This is a genomic window from Streptomyces huasconensis (genome assembly GCF_021028635.1).
GTDB classification, from domain to species: domain Bacteria; phylum Actinomycetota; class Actinomycetes; order Streptomycetales; family Streptomycetaceae; genus Streptomyces; species Streptomyces huasconensis.
This window is the reverse complement of sequence record NZ_CP086119.1, coordinates 7,268,508-7,284,882: the sequence shown is the minus strand read 5'-3', so window position 1 is coordinate 7,284,882 and position 16,375 is coordinate 7,268,508. Positions and strand designations below refer to the sequence as shown.

Here is a 16,375-nt window from a genome sequence, read left to right as displayed (position 1 = left end):
GCTCAGCCACCGGCTCGGCGAGGGGTGGGGCGGAGTGGGCTGGAATGGGGTGGGGTGCGCTGAGGACCGGCCACCGTGACGTGGGGGCCACCTGTGCCATCTGCACTTCCCGGGGCCTACCGTGAGGGCACGTCAGACGATCAGCACCGCGTGGCCGTGTAGGCCGGCCCAATCTGGCCACGTACTACTGCGACCGCCTTTACGTACTACGCGATGGCGAGGTCACCGCCTCGGGTCCGCCCGTCGATGTCCTCATACCCGAACTGCTGGCCGATGCCTATGGCGTGGCGAGCGAGGTCACCACCCTTCCGCGCACGGGCGCGCCCCAGGTCACCTTCCTGCCCGAAGAGCCCCATCCATGCGCCCCGGCCGAGGCGCATGGGTGAACGGCAAGAGGTCTCACGCGCCGTGACCCGTGCCGACCCAGGTGGCCGGCGGTCACCCCGGCCGGTGCCGGGCCCCAGGCGGCGAGGGAGCGACTCGTCCCCCTGTAGGCGACGGCCGAGTCCCGCACGAGACGGCCTCGCAGGAGCCTCGCGCACAGGAGCGCACTGTCTGCACTCACCCGAGGGAAACCGTCGCATCGGGACTTCAGCACCTCCGGCGGCCGTTCCGGGGCGAAGTGCGCGGGGCCGTCGTCACTCGTAACCCTTCACCTCGCCGAAGCGGGTGCCCGTCGTCCAGTCGGCGCGGCCCTGTTCCTTGTCCTCTTGGGCCCGGCCCACGAAGTTCCACCACGCCGCGCCTGACGGCGTCCCGAAGCTTTCGCGCCCGCCGGGCACGCGGTGACCGGCTGGCGTGCGCGCCGGTGGGCACAGCGGGGCCAACGCCGCTCCGGCGTGCCTCAGTTGCTCATATGACTAACTGTTGTCGTGCTTTCGGACGACGTGGTCCGGACATCTGCTGAGAGGAAGGATGACGCCTCTGAAGGGGACCGCATGGTGGACGTGGAGCGGCTGCTGGCCGACTGTCTGCGGGACGCGCGTGCCGCGTCTCTCGGCGTACTGCCGCTCGCACCCGAGGGCGCCGCGTACGCCGAGGCCCGCCGCACCTTCCTCGCTGCCGGGCTGCGGGCGCTGCGTGACGATCTGCCGGAGACCGGATGGGTGCAGCTCGGCCTGGCACCGGCGCCGGATGCCTGGCCCGCGCTCTACCGACGGCTCGCCGAGGCCGCCCGGGAACTTCTGGGAAGCGGCTGGGCGAACGACTTCTTCTTCATGCACAAGCCCCCCGGCCTGCGTATCCGCTTCCATACCGGCCGACCGGCGGACGTCCCCGCTCTGCGCGCTGAACTCCTCCGCCGCTTCGACCGCCGCTGCGGTGCACGGACGAGCCCGACGGACGGTGTGTACGAGCCGGAGACCTACCTGTTCGGCGGCCCGCGCGCCATGCCCCTGGTGCACGCCCTGTTCACCGCGGACTCCCTGGCATGGCTGGACCACCTCGCCTCCCGGGCCGAAGGAGGGCCGCAGGCCGGCGCGGACTGGCGTGTGTCCCTCACACTGCTGCGCGCGACCCTGGACGGCCTGGGCGTGGTGGGCTGGGAGCACCGGGGGGTCTGGCAGGTCGCACGGGAGGAGACGGGGCGCCGCCTGGTCGGCGGCCTGCGCGACGCGTCCAGGCAAGGGGCCGCCGCGGGGATTCGCGCGTACTGGAACCTCTCCCGCGAGGACCAGCTCGGTGTCCTCCCGGACACCTGGCGGACCATCGTGCGCGACCACCAGGACGCCGCGCGGCAAGCCGCCTCGCGCTGGCGCACCGACTACTTCGAGGCTGGTGACGCGACCGTCGGCCCCCGCAGGGCTGCCGCCCACCACGCCATCTTCCACTGGAACCGGGGCCGGTTCTCACTCGCCCGACAGAGCCTGCTGGTCGAAGCGCTGTTCGCCGACGCCCCGGACCCCGACGACACACCGGACGCGCCCCGTGCCCGCGACCGTGAGGCCTGCTGACATGAATGAGCAGCGGACCCGCATCCCTGGGGCAGGCACGGGCAGCGCCCCGGGTGGAGGCGACGGTGCGACAGTGCTGCTGCGGATCGCGGGCATGCCGCTCGCAGCCTGGGCCTCCGCCGGTGACCCCGCCCTCTTCGGCCGGATCGCACGGCACGCCCGCGCAGAGGAACAGCGGGCCCACCGCGCCCGAGAGCTCGCCGCACGGCTCGGCACGGACGTCGTGCCGCACCCGAAGCTGGCCGGCACCGACCGCCGAGCGGTCCTGGCGCTGCGCAGGCGCCTGCACGCCGGGCACGCGCCCGGCGCCGATGACCTGGAAGTGCTGTCCGGGCTGCCGGGCCACGCCGTCCCGACCGCGCTGGCGGACGAGGCCGGGGCACTGGCGAGCGAGGCCGGGCGGGCCCACACCGAACAGTCGCAGCTGGAGCGGGCCGTGGCCGACGGGCAACGACGAGTGGCGGCGCTGGCCTGGGAGCTGACCCACACCCACCCCGTGCTGACGAACCTCGTGGACAGCGCGGCACCCGGCCTCCTCGCGGACGTCGAAAAGCGCTTGGCGCACGGCGAGTCCTGGACGGGCAGGAGCCTGCGCAAACGTACGGCCTGCGTCTGGCGGGTCCTCGGCCGCGCAGCGGCCAAGACGACCCCCAGGGGCTGGGCCGGCCAGCTCGCCACCACCCCGCTCCTCACCCGGGCTCCCGGTGATCTGCTGATCGCCCCCGGCACCGCGCTCGGCGCTCTCGCCACCACCGCGACGGAGAACGTCCACCTCGTCCGCTCCGGTCCGTCCGGTCGGCCCGACCTGCGCACCGCTGATGGCGGCACCCTGCTGGCGCCCGCGCCCCTGCACTTCACCGAGCCGCCGTGCTCGGTACGGGCCTATGTCGTCGATCCGCGCGAACCCGGCCGGCTGCGCCACGTCGTCCTGCGCCGCACCCGCGTCCTGGAATCCGTGCTGCACCTGCTCGCTGACGGACCGCGCCCGCTGGGTGAACTGGAGATCCTGCTGGCCAGGGCAGTCGGCGCCAAGACCGCGGACCCGGCTGTCGTGCGCGGCTTCCTCCAGCACCTGCACCTCACGGGCGTCCTCCAGGTCTGCGCGGCCCCGCGGGTCCGGCACAGTGCCTGGACCCCGCCCGAGGACGTCACGGCCCACGGCACTCTTCCCCAACCCCTCGCCCCCACCGGTGGAGGCTGGTTCGTGGACTCCTACCGCGCCCCGACCGCCCCGGTTCCCGCCGCGGCCGTCGAGCGGGTACGGCGCGGGCTGCGCGTCGCGGCACGCATCGCCGCCCTGCGCGACGCGGACACCGCCCCCGCGCAAGAGGCACCGGAACTCTCCCCGATCACCGAACAGCCGCGCCCCCTCAGCGAGATCCTCGCGGCGCTGCTGCCCCTCGACGACGGCGACCCGCGCCCGGCCTCCGCCGTTGCGCGCCGGTATCAGGGATGGCCCGTGCCCACCGAGACCGGGTCCGGCTACGCCCGGCTCCTGACCCACCTCGGAGCCCACACCGGCCCGGACCCCGTCGACGTGGACGACGCGCTGCTGGACACCCTCGGCGCCCCGCCTGCCGACGACGCACTGCCGCCCTGGCCCCTGGACTGCCTGCTGCGGCCCCTGACGTCCCCCGGGAGCGACGGACCGGTGGCCGTGCTGGAGACCGCGTCCGCGGCCGGCGTGCTCGACGCCCGGTTCACGGACGGTCTGCACGCCCTGTACGGCGGCCACCACAGCGCCGACGCCCACCGCGCCTTCCTCGCGGAAACCGAACGCCGCACCGGCGTACGGTTCGTGGAGCTGCTCGTACCGCCGCTCGGCGAGCGCGCCGCCAATGCCGTGCGCCGCCCGGTCACCACCGGCTGGTGGACGGGTGACCCCGACCCGACGCCGTACTACGGGTCCCGCGGTGGCGACGCCCGCCACCTCCCCCTGGACCGGATCACCGTGCGTCGCAGCGGCCGAAGGATCGTCGCCGAGGCCGACGGCCGGCGTCTCGTCCCTCTCCACCACGCCACCCGCACCCCCGCGCCGCCCTACCACCTGCTGCTGCGCGTGCTGCTCGCCGCCGGTCACCCGGCCGCATCCCGCCTCCTGCGCCTGGACGGCCTGGACAGTGCCCTGCCCGGACGCACCCGGCTGCCACGGCTGACCGCCGCCGGCGAGCTGGTCCTCGCCCCGGCCGTCTGGCGGCTGGACCGGAGGCGGCTGTGGCGACCCGGCGACGACGCCCTGCGCAAGGCCCGCGTCCTCGCGCTCCTGCGGCACACGCACGCAATGCCCCGCCACGGTTTCCTCCGCACCGCCGCGGGCGCGAAACCCGTACCCGTGGACCTTGAGGCACTGACGGCCCTACAGGTCATCGACCGGCTGTGCGCCCAGCAGCCGGGGAGCGAACTGCTCTTCGAGGAGATGCTCCCGGCTCCCGGTGACATGCCACTGCGCGATCCCCTGCACGGTGGCGGCGCCGTCGCCGCCCAGGTACTGCTCAGACTTCCCTGCGACACCGGCGCCGCCGCCGACGCCCTGCTGGACGACGCCCCCCACAACGTCCCCGACGGTCTGTCCGCATCAGACGGACCGACCGACGGGGCGGCCATCACCCACTAGCGGAGAAGGGAACCCACCATGCCCGAAACCATCGAACTCAGCGACCTCGACGCCCTCATCGACGACCTCGACGAGCGCATCACTGACACGGAACTCGTCCAGACGCAGGCTTCCACCACAGGCTGCAGCGGTCTGTGCACGATCGTCGTCTGCAACACGGTCGTCATCTGCGCCTGATCCGTGGACGCGCCGCAGCGCGTGCCCGCACCCAGGAGCCGCCCGGCAGGTCCGGGCGGCTCCGTCCACCCCGGCCCCGTCCGACGAGGAGTCAGATGGACGACCCGCACGACCCGGTCCTCGCTCTCTCCATCACCTACCTGGAGAAGTGGACAGCGCAGCCCGCGCGAACGGCCGAACCCTCGGACGCCGGCATCCCCGTACTCGCCCACCAGGTGGCCGCGACCGGCGGGCCGGACGCCGAAGCCACCGCGTCCCGCGCCGTCGCCGTCTGGGCCCGGACGGCCGGGCGCGGTCCCGGCCACCCCGGCCTGTACGACAGCGGCCTGGCCGGGACCCTCGTCGGACTGCGGCTCGGCGCCCGGCTCCACCCGGTGCTGTACGGCGCGGCCGACCGGCTGCGCGACCACCTGACCGGCGCCTCCGTCGCCGCGGTCTGGCGGACGAAGGACGTCGGCTTTTCCGACTACGACCTCATCACCGGCCCCGCCGGCATCCTGCTCGCCCTGTGCGCGGGCACGGACTCCCCGACGCCCGCCACCGCGACCAGCCATCTACAGGCCCTGTGCGACCACGACGACCTGCCCCGGCTGCGCACCGGCCAGTACGCGGACCACCCGCACCTGTCCTGGACGCACGGACGTGTCAACACCGGAATGGGCCACGGCGTCGCCGGAGTCCTCACGGCGCTCACCGCCGCTCTGCGCCGCACCGGCGACCCGGCGACCGCGGCAGCGCTGCGCCGGGCCGTCCGCTGGCTCATCACCCGCTCATACGTCGACGAACGCGGTATCCGCACCTGGCCGGGCGCCGGTGACGGGACGCCCCCGAGCGGCGCGAACCCCCGCCAGGCATGGTGCTACGGAACACCCGGCATCGCCTGGGCGCTGTGGGACGCGGCCGACGCGCTCGGCGACCACGAGGCCGCCGATCGAGCGCTGGAGGCATTCATGACGCTCACCCAGCGGTACGACGAGCAGTTCCACCTCTTCGGCGACGGACCGGCCGACATCCTCGGGCTCTGTCACGGCGCGGCGGGCGTCCTGGCCGTGGCCGACGCCTTCGACCGGCATGCGCGCCTGCCCGTAGCGGCCGCGCTGAGCGCCCGCCTTGCCGCCCACCTCCGCACCAGGCTCCCCGACGCGCTCGCCACCCCCTGGTCCCCCGCACTGCTGACCGGCGCCCCGGGCGCGCTGAGCGCCCTGCTCACGGCCCGGGGCGGCCCCCGGGACTGGCTGCCCTGCCTCGGCCTGCGCTGACCACCCTGACGTCGAAGCCCGTATTTGAAGACGACGTCTGGGGGTCGCCCTCGGCAGCTGCTCGTTCCGGTGAATTTGTGCGGCTCGCGGCGTGCTGGTCCCGCGCGGCCGGTGGTGCGCGAAACCATGACGAGCGGGCTGCGAAGTCCGGCCGCGGCACACCGAGTTCCGCGGCTTCCGGGCCGGGCGAGCGAGATGGGTGGGCGTTGGTGACAGGCCAGGTCGAGCGGGTCGTGTTGAAGGAACGCCCGGAGGCGGCTGTGCGGTTGTACTGCGTGCCGCCTGCCGGTTCCGGATCGGGCTTCTATCTGCCGTGGGTGGGGGCGGCGCCGTCCTGGGTGGAGGTGTGTTCGATCTCCCTGCCCGGGAGGGGCCGTCGCGTGCGGGAGCCGTCGTTGACGGACCCGGCCGAAGTCTCCGCGTTGGTCGCCGGTGTTCTGGACGATGGTGAGGACACGCGGCCCTTCGCGGTGTTCGGGCACAGCGTGGGCGCGCTGATCGCCTTCGAGGCGGTGCGCCACTTGCGGGCCACCGGCGGTCACCGCCCCCTGTGGCTGGGACTCTCCTCCTTGCGCGGGCCTCAGGACAGTGCCTACGCGAAGGGGCTCCTGCCGCTGGTGACCGGCGGTTTCGATGGTGTGGCTCAGCTCGTGGGCGGGGCGGTGCCCGAGCGGTTCGTGCGGAACCCGGTCGTGGCGGCTGCCGCGTACACGGCACTGCTGGCCGACTGCCTGTTGCTGTTGCACCACCGCTTGCGCAGCGAAGCCGTGCTGGACGTTCCATGGTCCTTGTACGGCGCCGCGGACGACCCGACCGCCAGTGTCGAGCAACTGCGGGCCTGGAACGAGCTGTTCGCCGCGCCTGCGGAGCCCCGGGTGTTCCCGGGCAATCACATGTACCCGCGGGGACAGGCCAGAGCACTGACACGGCAGGTGATCACCGATATCGAAGCGGTGGCCGGCGCTGTGGTGGCCGCTGTATGAGCGCGGGCCGCGACGGACGCGGGGCCGAGGCGGGACGGTTCTGGGCGGCGGCGGTGGTGTGCCTGGGTCTGTTCATGCTCGGCATGGACCTGACCGTGCTGAACGTGGCGGCGCCGCAGCTCCACGACGCGCTGGACACGAGCACGGAACAGGTGCAGTGGATCGTCGACGGATACGCCCTGGTCCTGGGAGGGACCGTCCTGGCCGTGGGCGCTCTCACCGACCGGTGGGGTCGCCGGCGTTCTTTTGTGGCCGGGGTGGCCTTGTGCGGGGCCGCCTCGGTGGGCGGGGCACTGGCGGAGCAGGCGTGGCAGGTGATCGTGGCGCGCTGCGGGATGGGCGCGGGAGCGGCGCTGCTGATGCCGGCGACTCTGGGTGTGCTGCATCACCTGTTTCCCGAGCGGGAGTTGAGGCGCCGGGCCATCGCGGCCTGGACGGCGGTGGGCGGACTCGGCGGTTTGAGCGGTCCGGTCGTCGGGGGCTGGCTGGTCGAGCATGCCTCGTGGCGGGCGGCGTTCTGGATCAATCTGCCCTTGGCGGTGCTGATCGTCGCCGCGGCGTGCGTGGTGGTCCCCGAATCCCGTGCGAGGCGGACGTCTGTCTTCGACACGGTGGGTGCGGCTCTGTCCGCGGTGGGTCTGTTGGCACTGGTGTGGTCGATCATCGAGGGGCCGCACCGAGGCTGGGGCAGCGGTCCCGTAGTGGCCGGTTTCGTGCTCGCGGCGGGGATGCTGGCGGGGTTCGTTCTGTGGGAACGGCGCACGCCGACGCCGATGCTGCCGCTGCGACTCGTGGCACAGCCCGGCGTGGGGGTTGCCGCGGCGGTGCTGGCGCTCGCCTCGTTCGCGCTGTTCGGCGGCTTCTTCGTGCTCACGCTGTATTTGCAGGGCGTCTTCGGCTACAGCCCGGTGGAAGCGGGGGTGCGCACCCTTCCGCTGCCGGCGGGACTGGCCGCGGGGGCCGGGGTGGCGGTGGTGCTCCAGCGTCGGTGCGGCATCAGGGTCACGGTGGTGACGGGACTGCTGATCGTCGCGACGGCCTTCGCGTTCTGGGCCACCACCACGGAGCAGTCCGGTTACGGGCACTGCGCGCTGTTCCAGCTGCTCGCGGGAGTGGGTGTGGGGCTGGTGGCCGCGGCGGGCACGGAATGCGTGATGGATTCGGTGCCGTCCGACCGGGCCGGACTTGGCTCGGCGATCAACGACGCCACCCGCCAGGTCGGCTCCGCCCTTGGCGTCGCGGTGCAAGGATCGCTGCTGTCCGCCGCCTTCACCACGCGCTTCGTGCGGGCGCCGGCTGTCGAGGCCGCCGGGCCGAGGACGGCTCAGGCGGCCCGTCACAGTCTGCTCGCCGTCCCCGGCGAGGCCGCCGGGCTGCCTTTTCAGCAGCGCCTCGCGGTGCTGTCCGCCGCCCGGCAGGCGTTCATCGAGGCCATGACCGTGACGTCGCTGACCGCGGCCGCGGTCGTACTGGTGGCCGCCGCGGCGGCGGCACGCCGGCTCCGCTCGCGAGCCCGGCCCCAGGCGGCACCGACGGACAGCCCGGGCCGGCCGGCGGAGACGAATCTCGCCCTTCCTGTCCGAACATCAACCGCATCGACTCTGGAGACATCATGACGACCACTACCCTCGGCCTGATCACCAAGTCCCTGACCGAGGTCTTCCCGATCGACGCCGCGGACATCACTCCGGAGAAGCCCTTCGAGGATCTGGGCATGGACTCCTTGGCCCTGGTGGAGATGGCTCTGGTTCTGCAGGAGCAAACCGGCATCACCCTCAATGAGACGGAGATGCCCAGGACCGTGGGCGAGTTGGTCACCATGCTGGATGCCGCGCGGGCGAACGGCGCCGTTCTGACCGCGGCGGACAAGGCGTGACGCGGACGGCCGTGACCGGCCTGGGCGTCGTCAGTCCCGCGGGTCTTGATCTTGAGAGCACCTGGCAGACACTGCTGCGGGGCGTCTCCACCTCCTCCCGGGACGAAGAACTGGCCGGGATGCCGGTGGACATCTCCTGCAAGGTGCCCGACTTCGATCCCCGCAAGCTGGTGCGGGCCTCCGGGTGGCGGTTGGACCGTTTCTCCGCGATGGCGGTCGTGGCGGCTCGGCAGGCTCTGGCCGACGCCGCGTTGGATCACCGGGAGTGGGAGCCGGCTCGGGTGGGCGTCGTGATCGGCACGGGGGCCACCAGTCTGGAACGCGTGGTGCCCGAGCTCCGTAAACTCTACGAGTCCAGCCCCTTGGACGTCTCCCCGCTGACCATCCCCCGTAGCGTGCCGAACATGTCGGCCGCGGAGATCGCCCTCGATGTCGGTGCCACCGGACCCAATTTCTCGGTGTCCACAGCATGCGCGTCCGGTGGCACGGCGATCGGTGTAGCGCGGGACCTGCTGCGCTCCGGGACGTGCGACATCGTCGTGACCGGCGGCGCCGAAAGCGCGCGGTTCCCGGCGTCCGCTGCCGCCTTTCATCGCATGGGCGCCCTCTCCAGGCGCACCGATGACCCTGCTCGCGCCGGCCGCCCCTTCGACTCCGCCCGTGACGGGTTCGTCCTGTCGGAAGGCGCGGCCGTCCTCGTGCTCGAACGCGCCGAACACGCCCGAGCGCGGGGGGTTCGGCCCCGCGCCTACCTGGACGGCTATGCCGCGTCATGCGATGCCGTGCACTACGCCGCCCCGGATCCGCACGGCAAGGGCGCTGCCGCCGCGCTGGGCGCGGCCATCACCGACGCCGGCCTGACCCCCGGCGACATCGCGCACGTCAACGCGCACGGCACCGCCACCCGCCTCAACGACCTCGCCGAGGCCCGCGCGCTGCGCACGGTCTTCCGTACGCCGCCGCCGGTCACATCGCTGAAGGGGGCGATCGGCCATGCCATGGGAGGAGCCGGTGCCATCGAGGCGGCCATCACTGTCATGACCGTGCAGCGCGGCCTGATCCCGCCCACCGCAAACCACGAGGACACCGACATCGACATCGACCTGGACGTCGTCGCCAAGACGCCCCGCGCCGTCTCCGTCGGGGCAGCGGTCAGCGCGTCGTACGGCTTCGGCGGGCAGAACGCGGTGCTGGTCCTCACCGGCTGCTGAGCGGTACGCCACTGCGGGCCCGGGCGGCCGCGCGGACCTCCTCGACCGTACGGTCTCCCGCGGCGGGCCCGCCGCCTACTCCCGGGTCTGCTCTCCGCGTGCGGCACACGCGCCGCCCTCCCGCCGGGCGAGCACATCGCCCCGTGGCCACAGCCGGTTCAGGCCGGGGCGAAGACCAGAGCGGCGTTCTGTCCGCCGAAGCCGAACGAGGTGGACAGGGCCGGGGCGGCGTCGACGTCGCGCGGCCGCGCGGTGACCACGTCGAGTTCCCGGCCCGGGTCCTGAAGCGTGAGGTTGGCGGTGGGCGGCACCCGCTGATGTTGCAGGGCCAGGACCGTGCACACCGCCTCGATCGCCCCGGCCGCGCCCAGCGCGTGACCGATGATGCTCTTGATCGCCGTCACCGCGGGCGGAGCGCCCCGGAAGACGCGCAGCAACATCAGGGCCTCGGCCGTGTCCCCGAGTCGTGTCGCGGTCCCATGGGCGTTGACGTGCCCGATGTCGCCGGGCGCGCATCCGGCGTCGGCCAGAGCCCGGCGGACGGCCCGCTCCGCGCCGGCCCCCTCGGGATGCGGTGCGGTGGCATGGTGGGCATCGGCCGAAGCCCCGTATCCACGCAGCCAGGCGCGGGGCGAGGCGCCGCGGGCGCGTGCGTGTTCGGCGCGCTCCAGGACAAGGACGGCCGCTCCCTCGCCGAGGACGAAGCCGTCCCGGTCGCGGTCGAAGGGGCGGCACGCGTGTGCGGGCCGGTCGACGCGGGTGGACAGGGCGCGCATCTGTGCGAAGCAGGTGGCGGTCATGGCGGAGCCGGCCTCGCAGCCGCCGGCCAGGACGACGTCGCAGGCGCCGCTGAGGAGCAGGTCACGGGCGGTTCCCAGGGCGGTGCTGCCCGAGGCGCAGGCGCTGGAGACGGTGAAGTTGGGGCCTTGGGCGCCCAGGTCGAGAGCGACTTCTCCGGCCGCCGTGCTCGGCACGCTGCGGGGCAGGGCGAGCGGGGACACCCGCCGTGGCCGGCCCTGGTCGAGCCGGGTGAACTCCTGCGTGTAGGTGCGCAGGCTGTTGGAGCCGACCCCGAGGACCACCCCCGTACGCTCCGGGTCCCAGCGGTCGTGGCGCAGTCCCGCGTCGGCGGCCGCACGCCGGGCGGCGACGATGCCGAGGTGGGCGAAGCGGTCCAGGCGGCGGGCAAGCCGGTTCCCCAGTTCCACCACCGGGTCGAAGTCCTCGACGCGGCAGGCCATGTCGACCGGCAGACCGGCGAGTTCCGGGTCGGTGCGGGCCATGGACCGCCCGGCGGCAATCGACTTCCAGAAGGTCCCCGGGTCGTTGCCGGCCGGTGTGATCAGCCCGAGACCGGTGACGGCCACTGCGTCGCGCTGTGGCATGAGTTCCTCCGGTGTGCGTGTCGTCGTCGATCGGCACTGTGTCTGCGTGGCCGCGCAGCGCGTCGGAGGGTCCCGTCTCTCCGGTCGCCGGTCCACGCGCCCACGCGCTGCCGCGGCGGTCCGAGGCGGGAGCCGTCACGCGGGGGCGCTTCGGAGGGCGTCGGCGACCTGGGCCACGGTGTGGGCGGGGGTGAGCCCGGCCAGCTGGTCGTCCAGGCCCGCCCCGGTGCGTTCCTCCAGGACCACCGCCAGCTCCATGAGAGCCAGCGAGTCCAGTCCCAGGGTCTCCAGAGTGCTCGTCGGCTGCGCTTTCCCCGCCGGGAGAGCGAAGTACTCCTGCAACAGGACCACCAGCCCGTCCGTGTCGATCGGATGCAGCCGGTCGGTTTCCTCGCTCATGCTCGTCTCCAGGGCTTCGGCATGCTCATCTCGCGCAGTCCCCGTGACCAACACCAGCACCTGTCCGCTGGTTACTGGGCCAGACGGACGACGGCGCCGCGCCGCGCTCGCGGAGGCCGCAGCGGCGCGCCGAACACGCCCGGCAGCCCTTGCGCGCGTCTTGGCCCGCATGCGCTAGAAGGGTCTACGCCGCCTGTTCCCCCCCGTCGGAGAAATCCATGAAGCCACCTGTCCCCGACCGGGACGTCCGCCTCCTCTCGGATCTGGAGCCCACCGTCGCCTCAGCGCTCGACGCGCATCTGGAGGCCGCGGACGACTGGTACCCGCACCAGTACGTCCCCTTCGGGCAGGGCCGGAACTTCGAAGGGGTCTACGCCGGTGAGCCGTGGCACGACGGCCAGCGACAACTCGCCCCCGCCGTACAGGCCGGCCTGATCCACAACCTGCTCAGCGAGGACAACCTCCCCAGCTACCACCGCGTCATCGCCGACCTGTTCAGCCGTGACGGCGCCTGGGGCACCTGGGTGAACCGCTGGACCGTCGAAGAAGGCCGACACGGCATGGCCCTGCGGGACTATCTGATCGTCACCCGCGCCACCGACCCCGTCGCACTGGAAGACGCACGCTCGGCCCACGTCCAGAGCGGGTACGACATCGACTACCGCGACGACGTCCTCGCCTCCCTCATCTACGTCACCCTTCAGGAACTCGCGACCCGCGTCTCCTACCGCAACATGCGGGTCATGTGCGGTGAACCCGGATGTGAAGCCCTCCTGCGGCGCATCTCCCAGGACGAGAACCGGCACATGATCTTCTACCGCACCGTCCTCGACGCCGCCTCCCACATCGTCCCGGACCGCTTCCTCGCCGCCCTCGCCCACGTCATCGAAACCTTCCGGGTCCCGGGACACAGCGCGCCCGGGTACGCCCGCATGGCCCGCGTCATGGCAGGCGCCGGCATCTACTCACCGACCGTCCACCACCAAGAGGTCCTACGCCCCCTTCTGCGCCGCCTCCGCGTGTTCGACCGGACCGGGCTGAACACGGAGGGCGAACAGGCCCTCGAACGGCTCTCCGGCCTGATGCGGGACTCCGCCCGGCGAGCCCACCGCTTCGCCCATCGGGAAGCCGCGGAACCGGGTGCGGCGAGGGACCGGCGGATGGGCGTAGTACCAGCCAGCGGACCACGCGTGTAGTCCCGCATCCGCCACCGAGATCCACCCGCGAGAACCGGCCCGCCACACAGGCGAAAACCGACTCCAACTCGCCGGCCCGCAGGTCAGCTTCGCCTACCTCCACCATGCCTGGAACAACGAGTCGACCAGCTCAGGCAACGATTTCTGACTGGAATCCGCTGAACGGTGCCTCCTGGGACGCTGACGCGGTCCGGGGCGCTCTGCAGCCACTCGGACACGGCCGGCCGCACCGAGAACTGCCAGATCGGGGTCTTCGCCGCGTATGCCCCTGGCCATGCTCACCCACGCGTTCCTGGCCGCTGTCGCAGCGCAAACCACTGAAAGGGGGGGGCCGTAGAAACGACTCCAGCAGCATCATCCACTTCACCGTGGCAGAAGTCCGCCGACTCATGGACGCTCTGCTGCCCCGCCCGACACCCCGCCTCCAACCTGTTGCACATGTCCTGAAACGGTGCCTTTGGCGCAGACGACACCAAGCCACAGCCCGCCGCTGCCACTACCGAAGAAGAACCAGCTCAGGCAACGATTTCTGGACTGGAGTACTAGTGGTACTTCGTGAGGTTCTGGGTCTGCTCTTGGTGAGGGGGCGGCCGCAGGTGGTGCAGGCGCCGGTCCAGTACCTGAGCAGGTACCAGGCCGGACCTGGTCCTGGCCGACAAGGCGCGCTCCTCCCGCGCGATCCGCGGGCACTTGCGCGCGAGGCCGTCTCGCCGACGAGGAGCGCGCAGGCGGGCCATGACGTCGACGAAGGCGGGTGCGTCATCCACCCACCTGGCCTCGGTGAGAATGCACGCCAGAGGCCGGCAGCGGGCATCGGCCGCGAGGGGGGTCTTCGTGGTCAGCGGCGCCGTTGACAGCCCACACCGCAGCCGGGTGCAGACGCCCCGCCAGTTGCCGTACCTCTCCGGCGGGCGGACCCACTGCGTGCCGGTCTGGAACTTTTGGGCGATGGCTTCGATCACCCCGTGATGGTCCCGTCGGCGGCCACCCCGCTTCGACGTCCGGACCGGGAGTCAGGGCTCAATTCGGGCCCACTACACAGCAGTCGATGGAGCACCCGGACCAACGATGACCTATCTCGGCTACAGCTACGGCTCCGAGCCATGTACGCCGCGGCCCACCCCGACAAGGTCCGCGCGATCGTGCTGGACGGAGCCGTCTCGCCGGATCTGACGGCGAGCGAGTTCCGCCTCTCTTCCTTCACCGGACTGCAGGCACGGTTCGGCGACTTCGCCGCACTCTGCGCGAAATCGCCCGACTGTGTCCTCGGCCCGACCCCGCGGCTGCGCACGACCGCCTGCACGAGATCGTCCAGCCGCTCGTCGAGACGCCGGCACCGACCACCGGCGGCCGGGACCTGAGCGTCTGGGACGTCTACCTCGGCATCAGCGGTGGACTGTACTCCGAGGCGAAATGGCCCGATGTCATCTCCGCCCTGACCGCGCTCCAAGCGGGCGACACCGACCTGATGCTCGCCCTGCGCGACGCCTTCTACGCCCGCACAGCGGACGGCGCCTACGGCCACGACTTCGACACGAACATCGCTGTGCGCCGCATGGACTCACCCCGGACGCCAGAACAGCAGACCGCGCCCGCACGCAAGATCGGGGAGGCCGCCCCGATGTTCGACATCAGCGTGCTCATTACAGGCACTCACCACAGCGAATGCGAGGCGTGGCCGGCGCCGCCGACACGCGATGAGCCCTGGCTCTCCGATGTCGAAGGCATCCCCGAGACGCTCGTCGTATCGGTCACCGGCGATCCTGTGACGCCGCACAAAGGCGGCATCACGATGGCGGAAGCTCTCGGCGGAAGTCTGCTCTCAGTCGACGGCAGGCAGCACGGCGCCTACCTCCTCGGCGGCAGCAAGTGCGTCGACGACGCGGTCAACGCATACCTCCTCGACCGCAAAACCCCGCCCACCGGCGCCCGTTGCAGCCTGTGACCCGCTCGACTCCGGCGTAGCCGCCCCGGCCGGTGCCGGTGACGATCACCTCGCCACGCTCCTGCCGCCGGCCGCCCCTCTTGGGGGCCCGGTCCGGGAGTGACTGTCTAGTGGTGCGCGTGCCCCCCGGCGCCATCCCGCGACGCCGCCCCGGACTCCGTCGCCGCCTCCGGCTTCCCCGGCGCCTCAGCCTTCGACGGCTCCCCAGAAGACTTCGCCGCACCGCCCGCGCGATGATGCGGCTCATAGTCCGGAATCGTCCCGTCCGCCTTCTTCACCAGGAACAGCCCCGCCATGCCCATGTCCGAATGGCTCTGCACATGGCAGTGGTACATCCAGGCCCCGGCGCCCACGCCCTCCCCCGCCACCACCTGGAAGCCGAAGGAGTCTCCCGGGCCCGTGATCTTGTCGTCCAGGATCTGGCTCGGGTCGTCGGGGCCGGTCAGCATGCCCGTGCGGTTGTCCGCCCAGCGGTGACCGTGCACGTGGAACGTGTGGTAGTACTCGCCGTGCGTGATCGACACGAACTCGACGCGATCGCCCACCGTGGCCTCGAAGTTGGGGCTGTCGTGGCCGGATCTGTTGTTGATCGTCATGTCGTTGAAGACGATCGTGAAGGTCTTGTCCGGCAGCAGATCGCCCTTGCGGCGCACGATCAGCGGACCGTAGAGCCCCTTCCGCACACCACCCGTGCCGTGGTCCGTACCCACCACGTGGTCGTGGTAGTGCCAGTAGCCCGCCGTGCCGGGCCGCCACGTGCCGTCCTTGCGGCGCCCCGGCGCATGGGTGCGCCAGGTGTAGGTGCGTCTGCCGCCCGGCTCGACGTCGCTCCTGGTGTGCTTGGTGCCGTCGCTGGATATCTCGTAGTCCATGCCGTGGACGTGCAGGCTGGCGGCCACGTCCATGGTGTTCTCGAACTCGATGTGCAGGGTGTCGCCTTCGTTCAGCTCGATGAGCGGGCCCGGGATGGTCGCCTTGCCCTTCTCCAGGCCGTAGCCCATCTGCCCGTCGGGGAGCTTCTCGGCGTACATCTTGATGCGCTTCACCTCACCGCCCGCCGGCGCGGTCCTCGGCGGCGCCTCGGCGGGCACGGCGTCCGGCGCGTTCGTGACCGACAACGATGTCACGCCCGCTGCCGCCGCCGCGCCGCCCGCGAGCACCCTCCGGTTGAAGCTCCGTCTGTCCATGCCGAACTCCCCACTGCCGTACGGAGACTGACGGGGCGCGGGATGCCCCGGACGGCCACACGGTATCGGCCGGGTATGCGTTTATCCACACGCAGGACAAAGTTCGGGCTATCACGGTGATACCTATTGGCGAGTTGCGGAAAGAGGTCTAGCTTCGTCGGCGCTGTTCCTGTGACCGACGAGGGGTGGGT

The 16,375-nt window shown here is 72.1% G+C and carries 16 protein-coding genes and 3 pseudogenes; 13 read left to right on the top strand and 6 right to left on the bottom strand.

Annotated elements, in window-relative coordinates; translation table 11 throughout:
* Positions 1–170 precede the first annotated feature (170 nt).
* Positions 171–386 (top strand): annotated as a pseudogene (locus J2N69_RS32520) (histidinol phosphatase); the annotation flags it as partial.
* A 252-nt stretch (positions 387–638) separates the two neighbouring features.
* Here J2N69_RS32520 and J2N69_RS32515 read toward each other — a convergent pair.
* Positions 639–782, bottom strand: coding sequence for a hypothetical protein (locus J2N69_RS32515; RefSeq protein WP_230903906.1), 144 nt, complete (start codon positions 780–782; stop codon positions 639–641).
* A 156-nt stretch (positions 783–938) separates the two neighbouring features.
* Between J2N69_RS32515 and J2N69_RS32510 the strand changes: the two genes are divergently transcribed.
* The 8 genes from J2N69_RS32510 (at position 939) to J2N69_RS32475 (ending at position 10,072) form a co-directional block, all read left to right on the top strand.
* Positions 939–1,952, top strand: a complete 1,014-nt coding sequence (locus J2N69_RS32510) for a thiopeptide-type bacteriocin biosynthesis protein (RefSeq protein WP_230903905.1) — start codon at positions 939–941, stop codon at positions 1,950–1,952.
* Between the two features lies 1 nt (position 1,953).
* Complete coding sequence (locus tag J2N69_RS32505) at positions 1,954–4,566, top strand: lantibiotic dehydratase (RefSeq protein ID WP_230903904.1); 2,613 nt, start codon at positions 1,954–1,956, stop codon at positions 4,564–4,566.
* Between the two features lie 18 nt (positions 4,567–4,584).
* Entirely contained in the window at positions 4,585–4,743 is a 159-nt protein-coding gene (locus tag J2N69_RS32500) for a hypothetical protein (RefSeq protein WP_230903903.1), read from the top strand.
* A 95-nt stretch (positions 4,744–4,838) separates the two neighbouring features.
* Positions 4,839–6,002 (top strand): lanthionine synthetase LanC family protein, encoded by a 1,164-nt coding sequence (locus J2N69_RS32495; RefSeq protein WP_230903902.1) that lies wholly within the window; start codon positions 4,839–4,841, stop codon positions 6,000–6,002.
* A gap of 209 nt (positions 6,003–6,211) precedes the next feature.
* A complete protein-coding gene (locus J2N69_RS32490; protein WP_230903901.1) occupies positions 6,212–6,985 on the top strand; it encodes a thioesterase II family protein in 774 nt (257 codons plus the stop codon).
* Positions 6,982–8,601, top strand: a complete 1,620-nt coding sequence (locus tag J2N69_RS32485; protein WP_230903900.1) for an MFS transporter — start codon at positions 6,982–6,984, stop codon at positions 8,599–8,601. The genes J2N69_RS32490 and J2N69_RS32485 overlap by 4 nt, the downstream gene beginning before the upstream one ends.
* Positions 8,598–8,861: an acyl carrier protein gene (locus tag J2N69_RS32480; protein ID WP_230903899.1), complete on the top strand. Its 264-nt coding sequence runs from the start codon at positions 8,598–8,600 to the stop codon at positions 8,859–8,861. The genes J2N69_RS32485 and J2N69_RS32480 overlap by 4 nt, the downstream gene beginning before the upstream one ends.
* Positions 8,858–10,072: a beta-ketoacyl-[acyl-carrier-protein] synthase family protein gene (locus J2N69_RS32475; protein ID WP_230903898.1), complete on the top strand. Its 1,215-nt coding sequence runs from the start codon at positions 8,858–8,860 to the stop codon at positions 10,070–10,072. The genes J2N69_RS32480 and J2N69_RS32475 overlap by 4 nt, the downstream gene beginning before the upstream one ends.
* A gap of 158 nt (positions 10,073–10,230) precedes the next feature.
* Here J2N69_RS32475 and J2N69_RS32470 read toward each other — a convergent pair whose 3' ends face one another.
* Together J2N69_RS32470 and J2N69_RS32465 are read right to left on the bottom strand one after the other, a co-directional pair.
* Positions 10,231–11,457: a beta-ketoacyl-[acyl-carrier-protein] synthase family protein gene (locus J2N69_RS32470; protein WP_230903897.1), complete on the bottom strand. Its 1,227-nt coding sequence runs from the start codon at positions 11,455–11,457 to the stop codon at positions 10,231–10,233.
* Between the two features lie 135 nt (positions 11,458–11,592).
* Positions 11,593–11,856, bottom strand: a complete 264-nt coding sequence (locus J2N69_RS32465; protein WP_230903896.1) for an acyl carrier protein — start codon at positions 11,854–11,856, stop codon at positions 11,593–11,595.
* Between the two features lie 218 nt (positions 11,857–12,074).
* On the opposite strand from J2N69_RS32465, the gene J2N69_RS32460 reads away from it, so the two are divergent.
* On the top strand, positions 12,075–13,052 hold the full coding sequence (locus tag J2N69_RS32460; protein ID WP_230903895.1) for an acyl-ACP desaturase: 978 nt from the start codon (positions 12,075–12,077) through the stop codon (positions 13,050–13,052).
* Here the strand turns inward: J2N69_RS32460 and J2N69_RS36875 are convergent.
* A pseudogene (locus J2N69_RS36875) lies at positions 13,010–13,158 on the bottom strand (IS701 family transposase); the annotation flags it as partial. The gene J2N69_RS32460 and the pseudogene J2N69_RS36875 overlap by 43 nt on opposite strands.
* A 162-nt stretch (positions 13,159–13,320) precedes the next feature.
* Here J2N69_RS36875 and J2N69_RS36870 point away from each other — a divergent pair.
* Positions 13,321–13,499: pseudogene (locus tag J2N69_RS36870) on the top strand (IS701 family transposase); the annotation flags it as partial.
* A gap of 95 nt (positions 13,500–13,594) precedes the next feature.
* Here J2N69_RS36870 and J2N69_RS32455 read toward each other — a convergent pair.
* A complete protein-coding gene (locus J2N69_RS32455) occupies positions 13,595–14,014 on the bottom strand; it encodes a hypothetical protein (protein WP_230903894.1) in 420 nt (139 codons plus the stop codon).
* Between the two features lie 141 nt (positions 14,015–14,155).
* On the opposite strand from J2N69_RS32455, the gene J2N69_RS32450 reads away from it, so the two are divergent.
* Together J2N69_RS32450 and J2N69_RS32445 are read left to right on the top strand one after the other, a co-directional pair.
* Positions 14,156–14,413 (top strand): alpha/beta hydrolase family protein, encoded by a 258-nt coding sequence (locus tag J2N69_RS32450; RefSeq protein WP_230903893.1) that lies wholly within the window; start codon positions 14,156–14,158, stop codon positions 14,411–14,413.
* A gap of 107 nt (positions 14,414–14,520) precedes the next feature.
* On the top strand, positions 14,521–14,997 hold the full coding sequence (locus J2N69_RS32445; RefSeq protein ID WP_230903892.1) for an alpha/beta hydrolase: 477 nt from the start codon (positions 14,521–14,523) through the stop codon (positions 14,995–14,997).
* Positions 14,998–15,104: 107 nt separating this feature from the next.
* Here J2N69_RS32445 and J2N69_RS32440 read toward each other — a convergent pair whose 3' ends face one another.
* Entirely contained in the window at positions 15,105–16,184 is a 1,080-nt protein-coding gene (locus J2N69_RS32440; RefSeq protein WP_230903891.1) for a multicopper oxidase domain-containing protein, read from the bottom strand.
* Positions 16,185–16,375 lie beyond the last annotated feature (191 nt).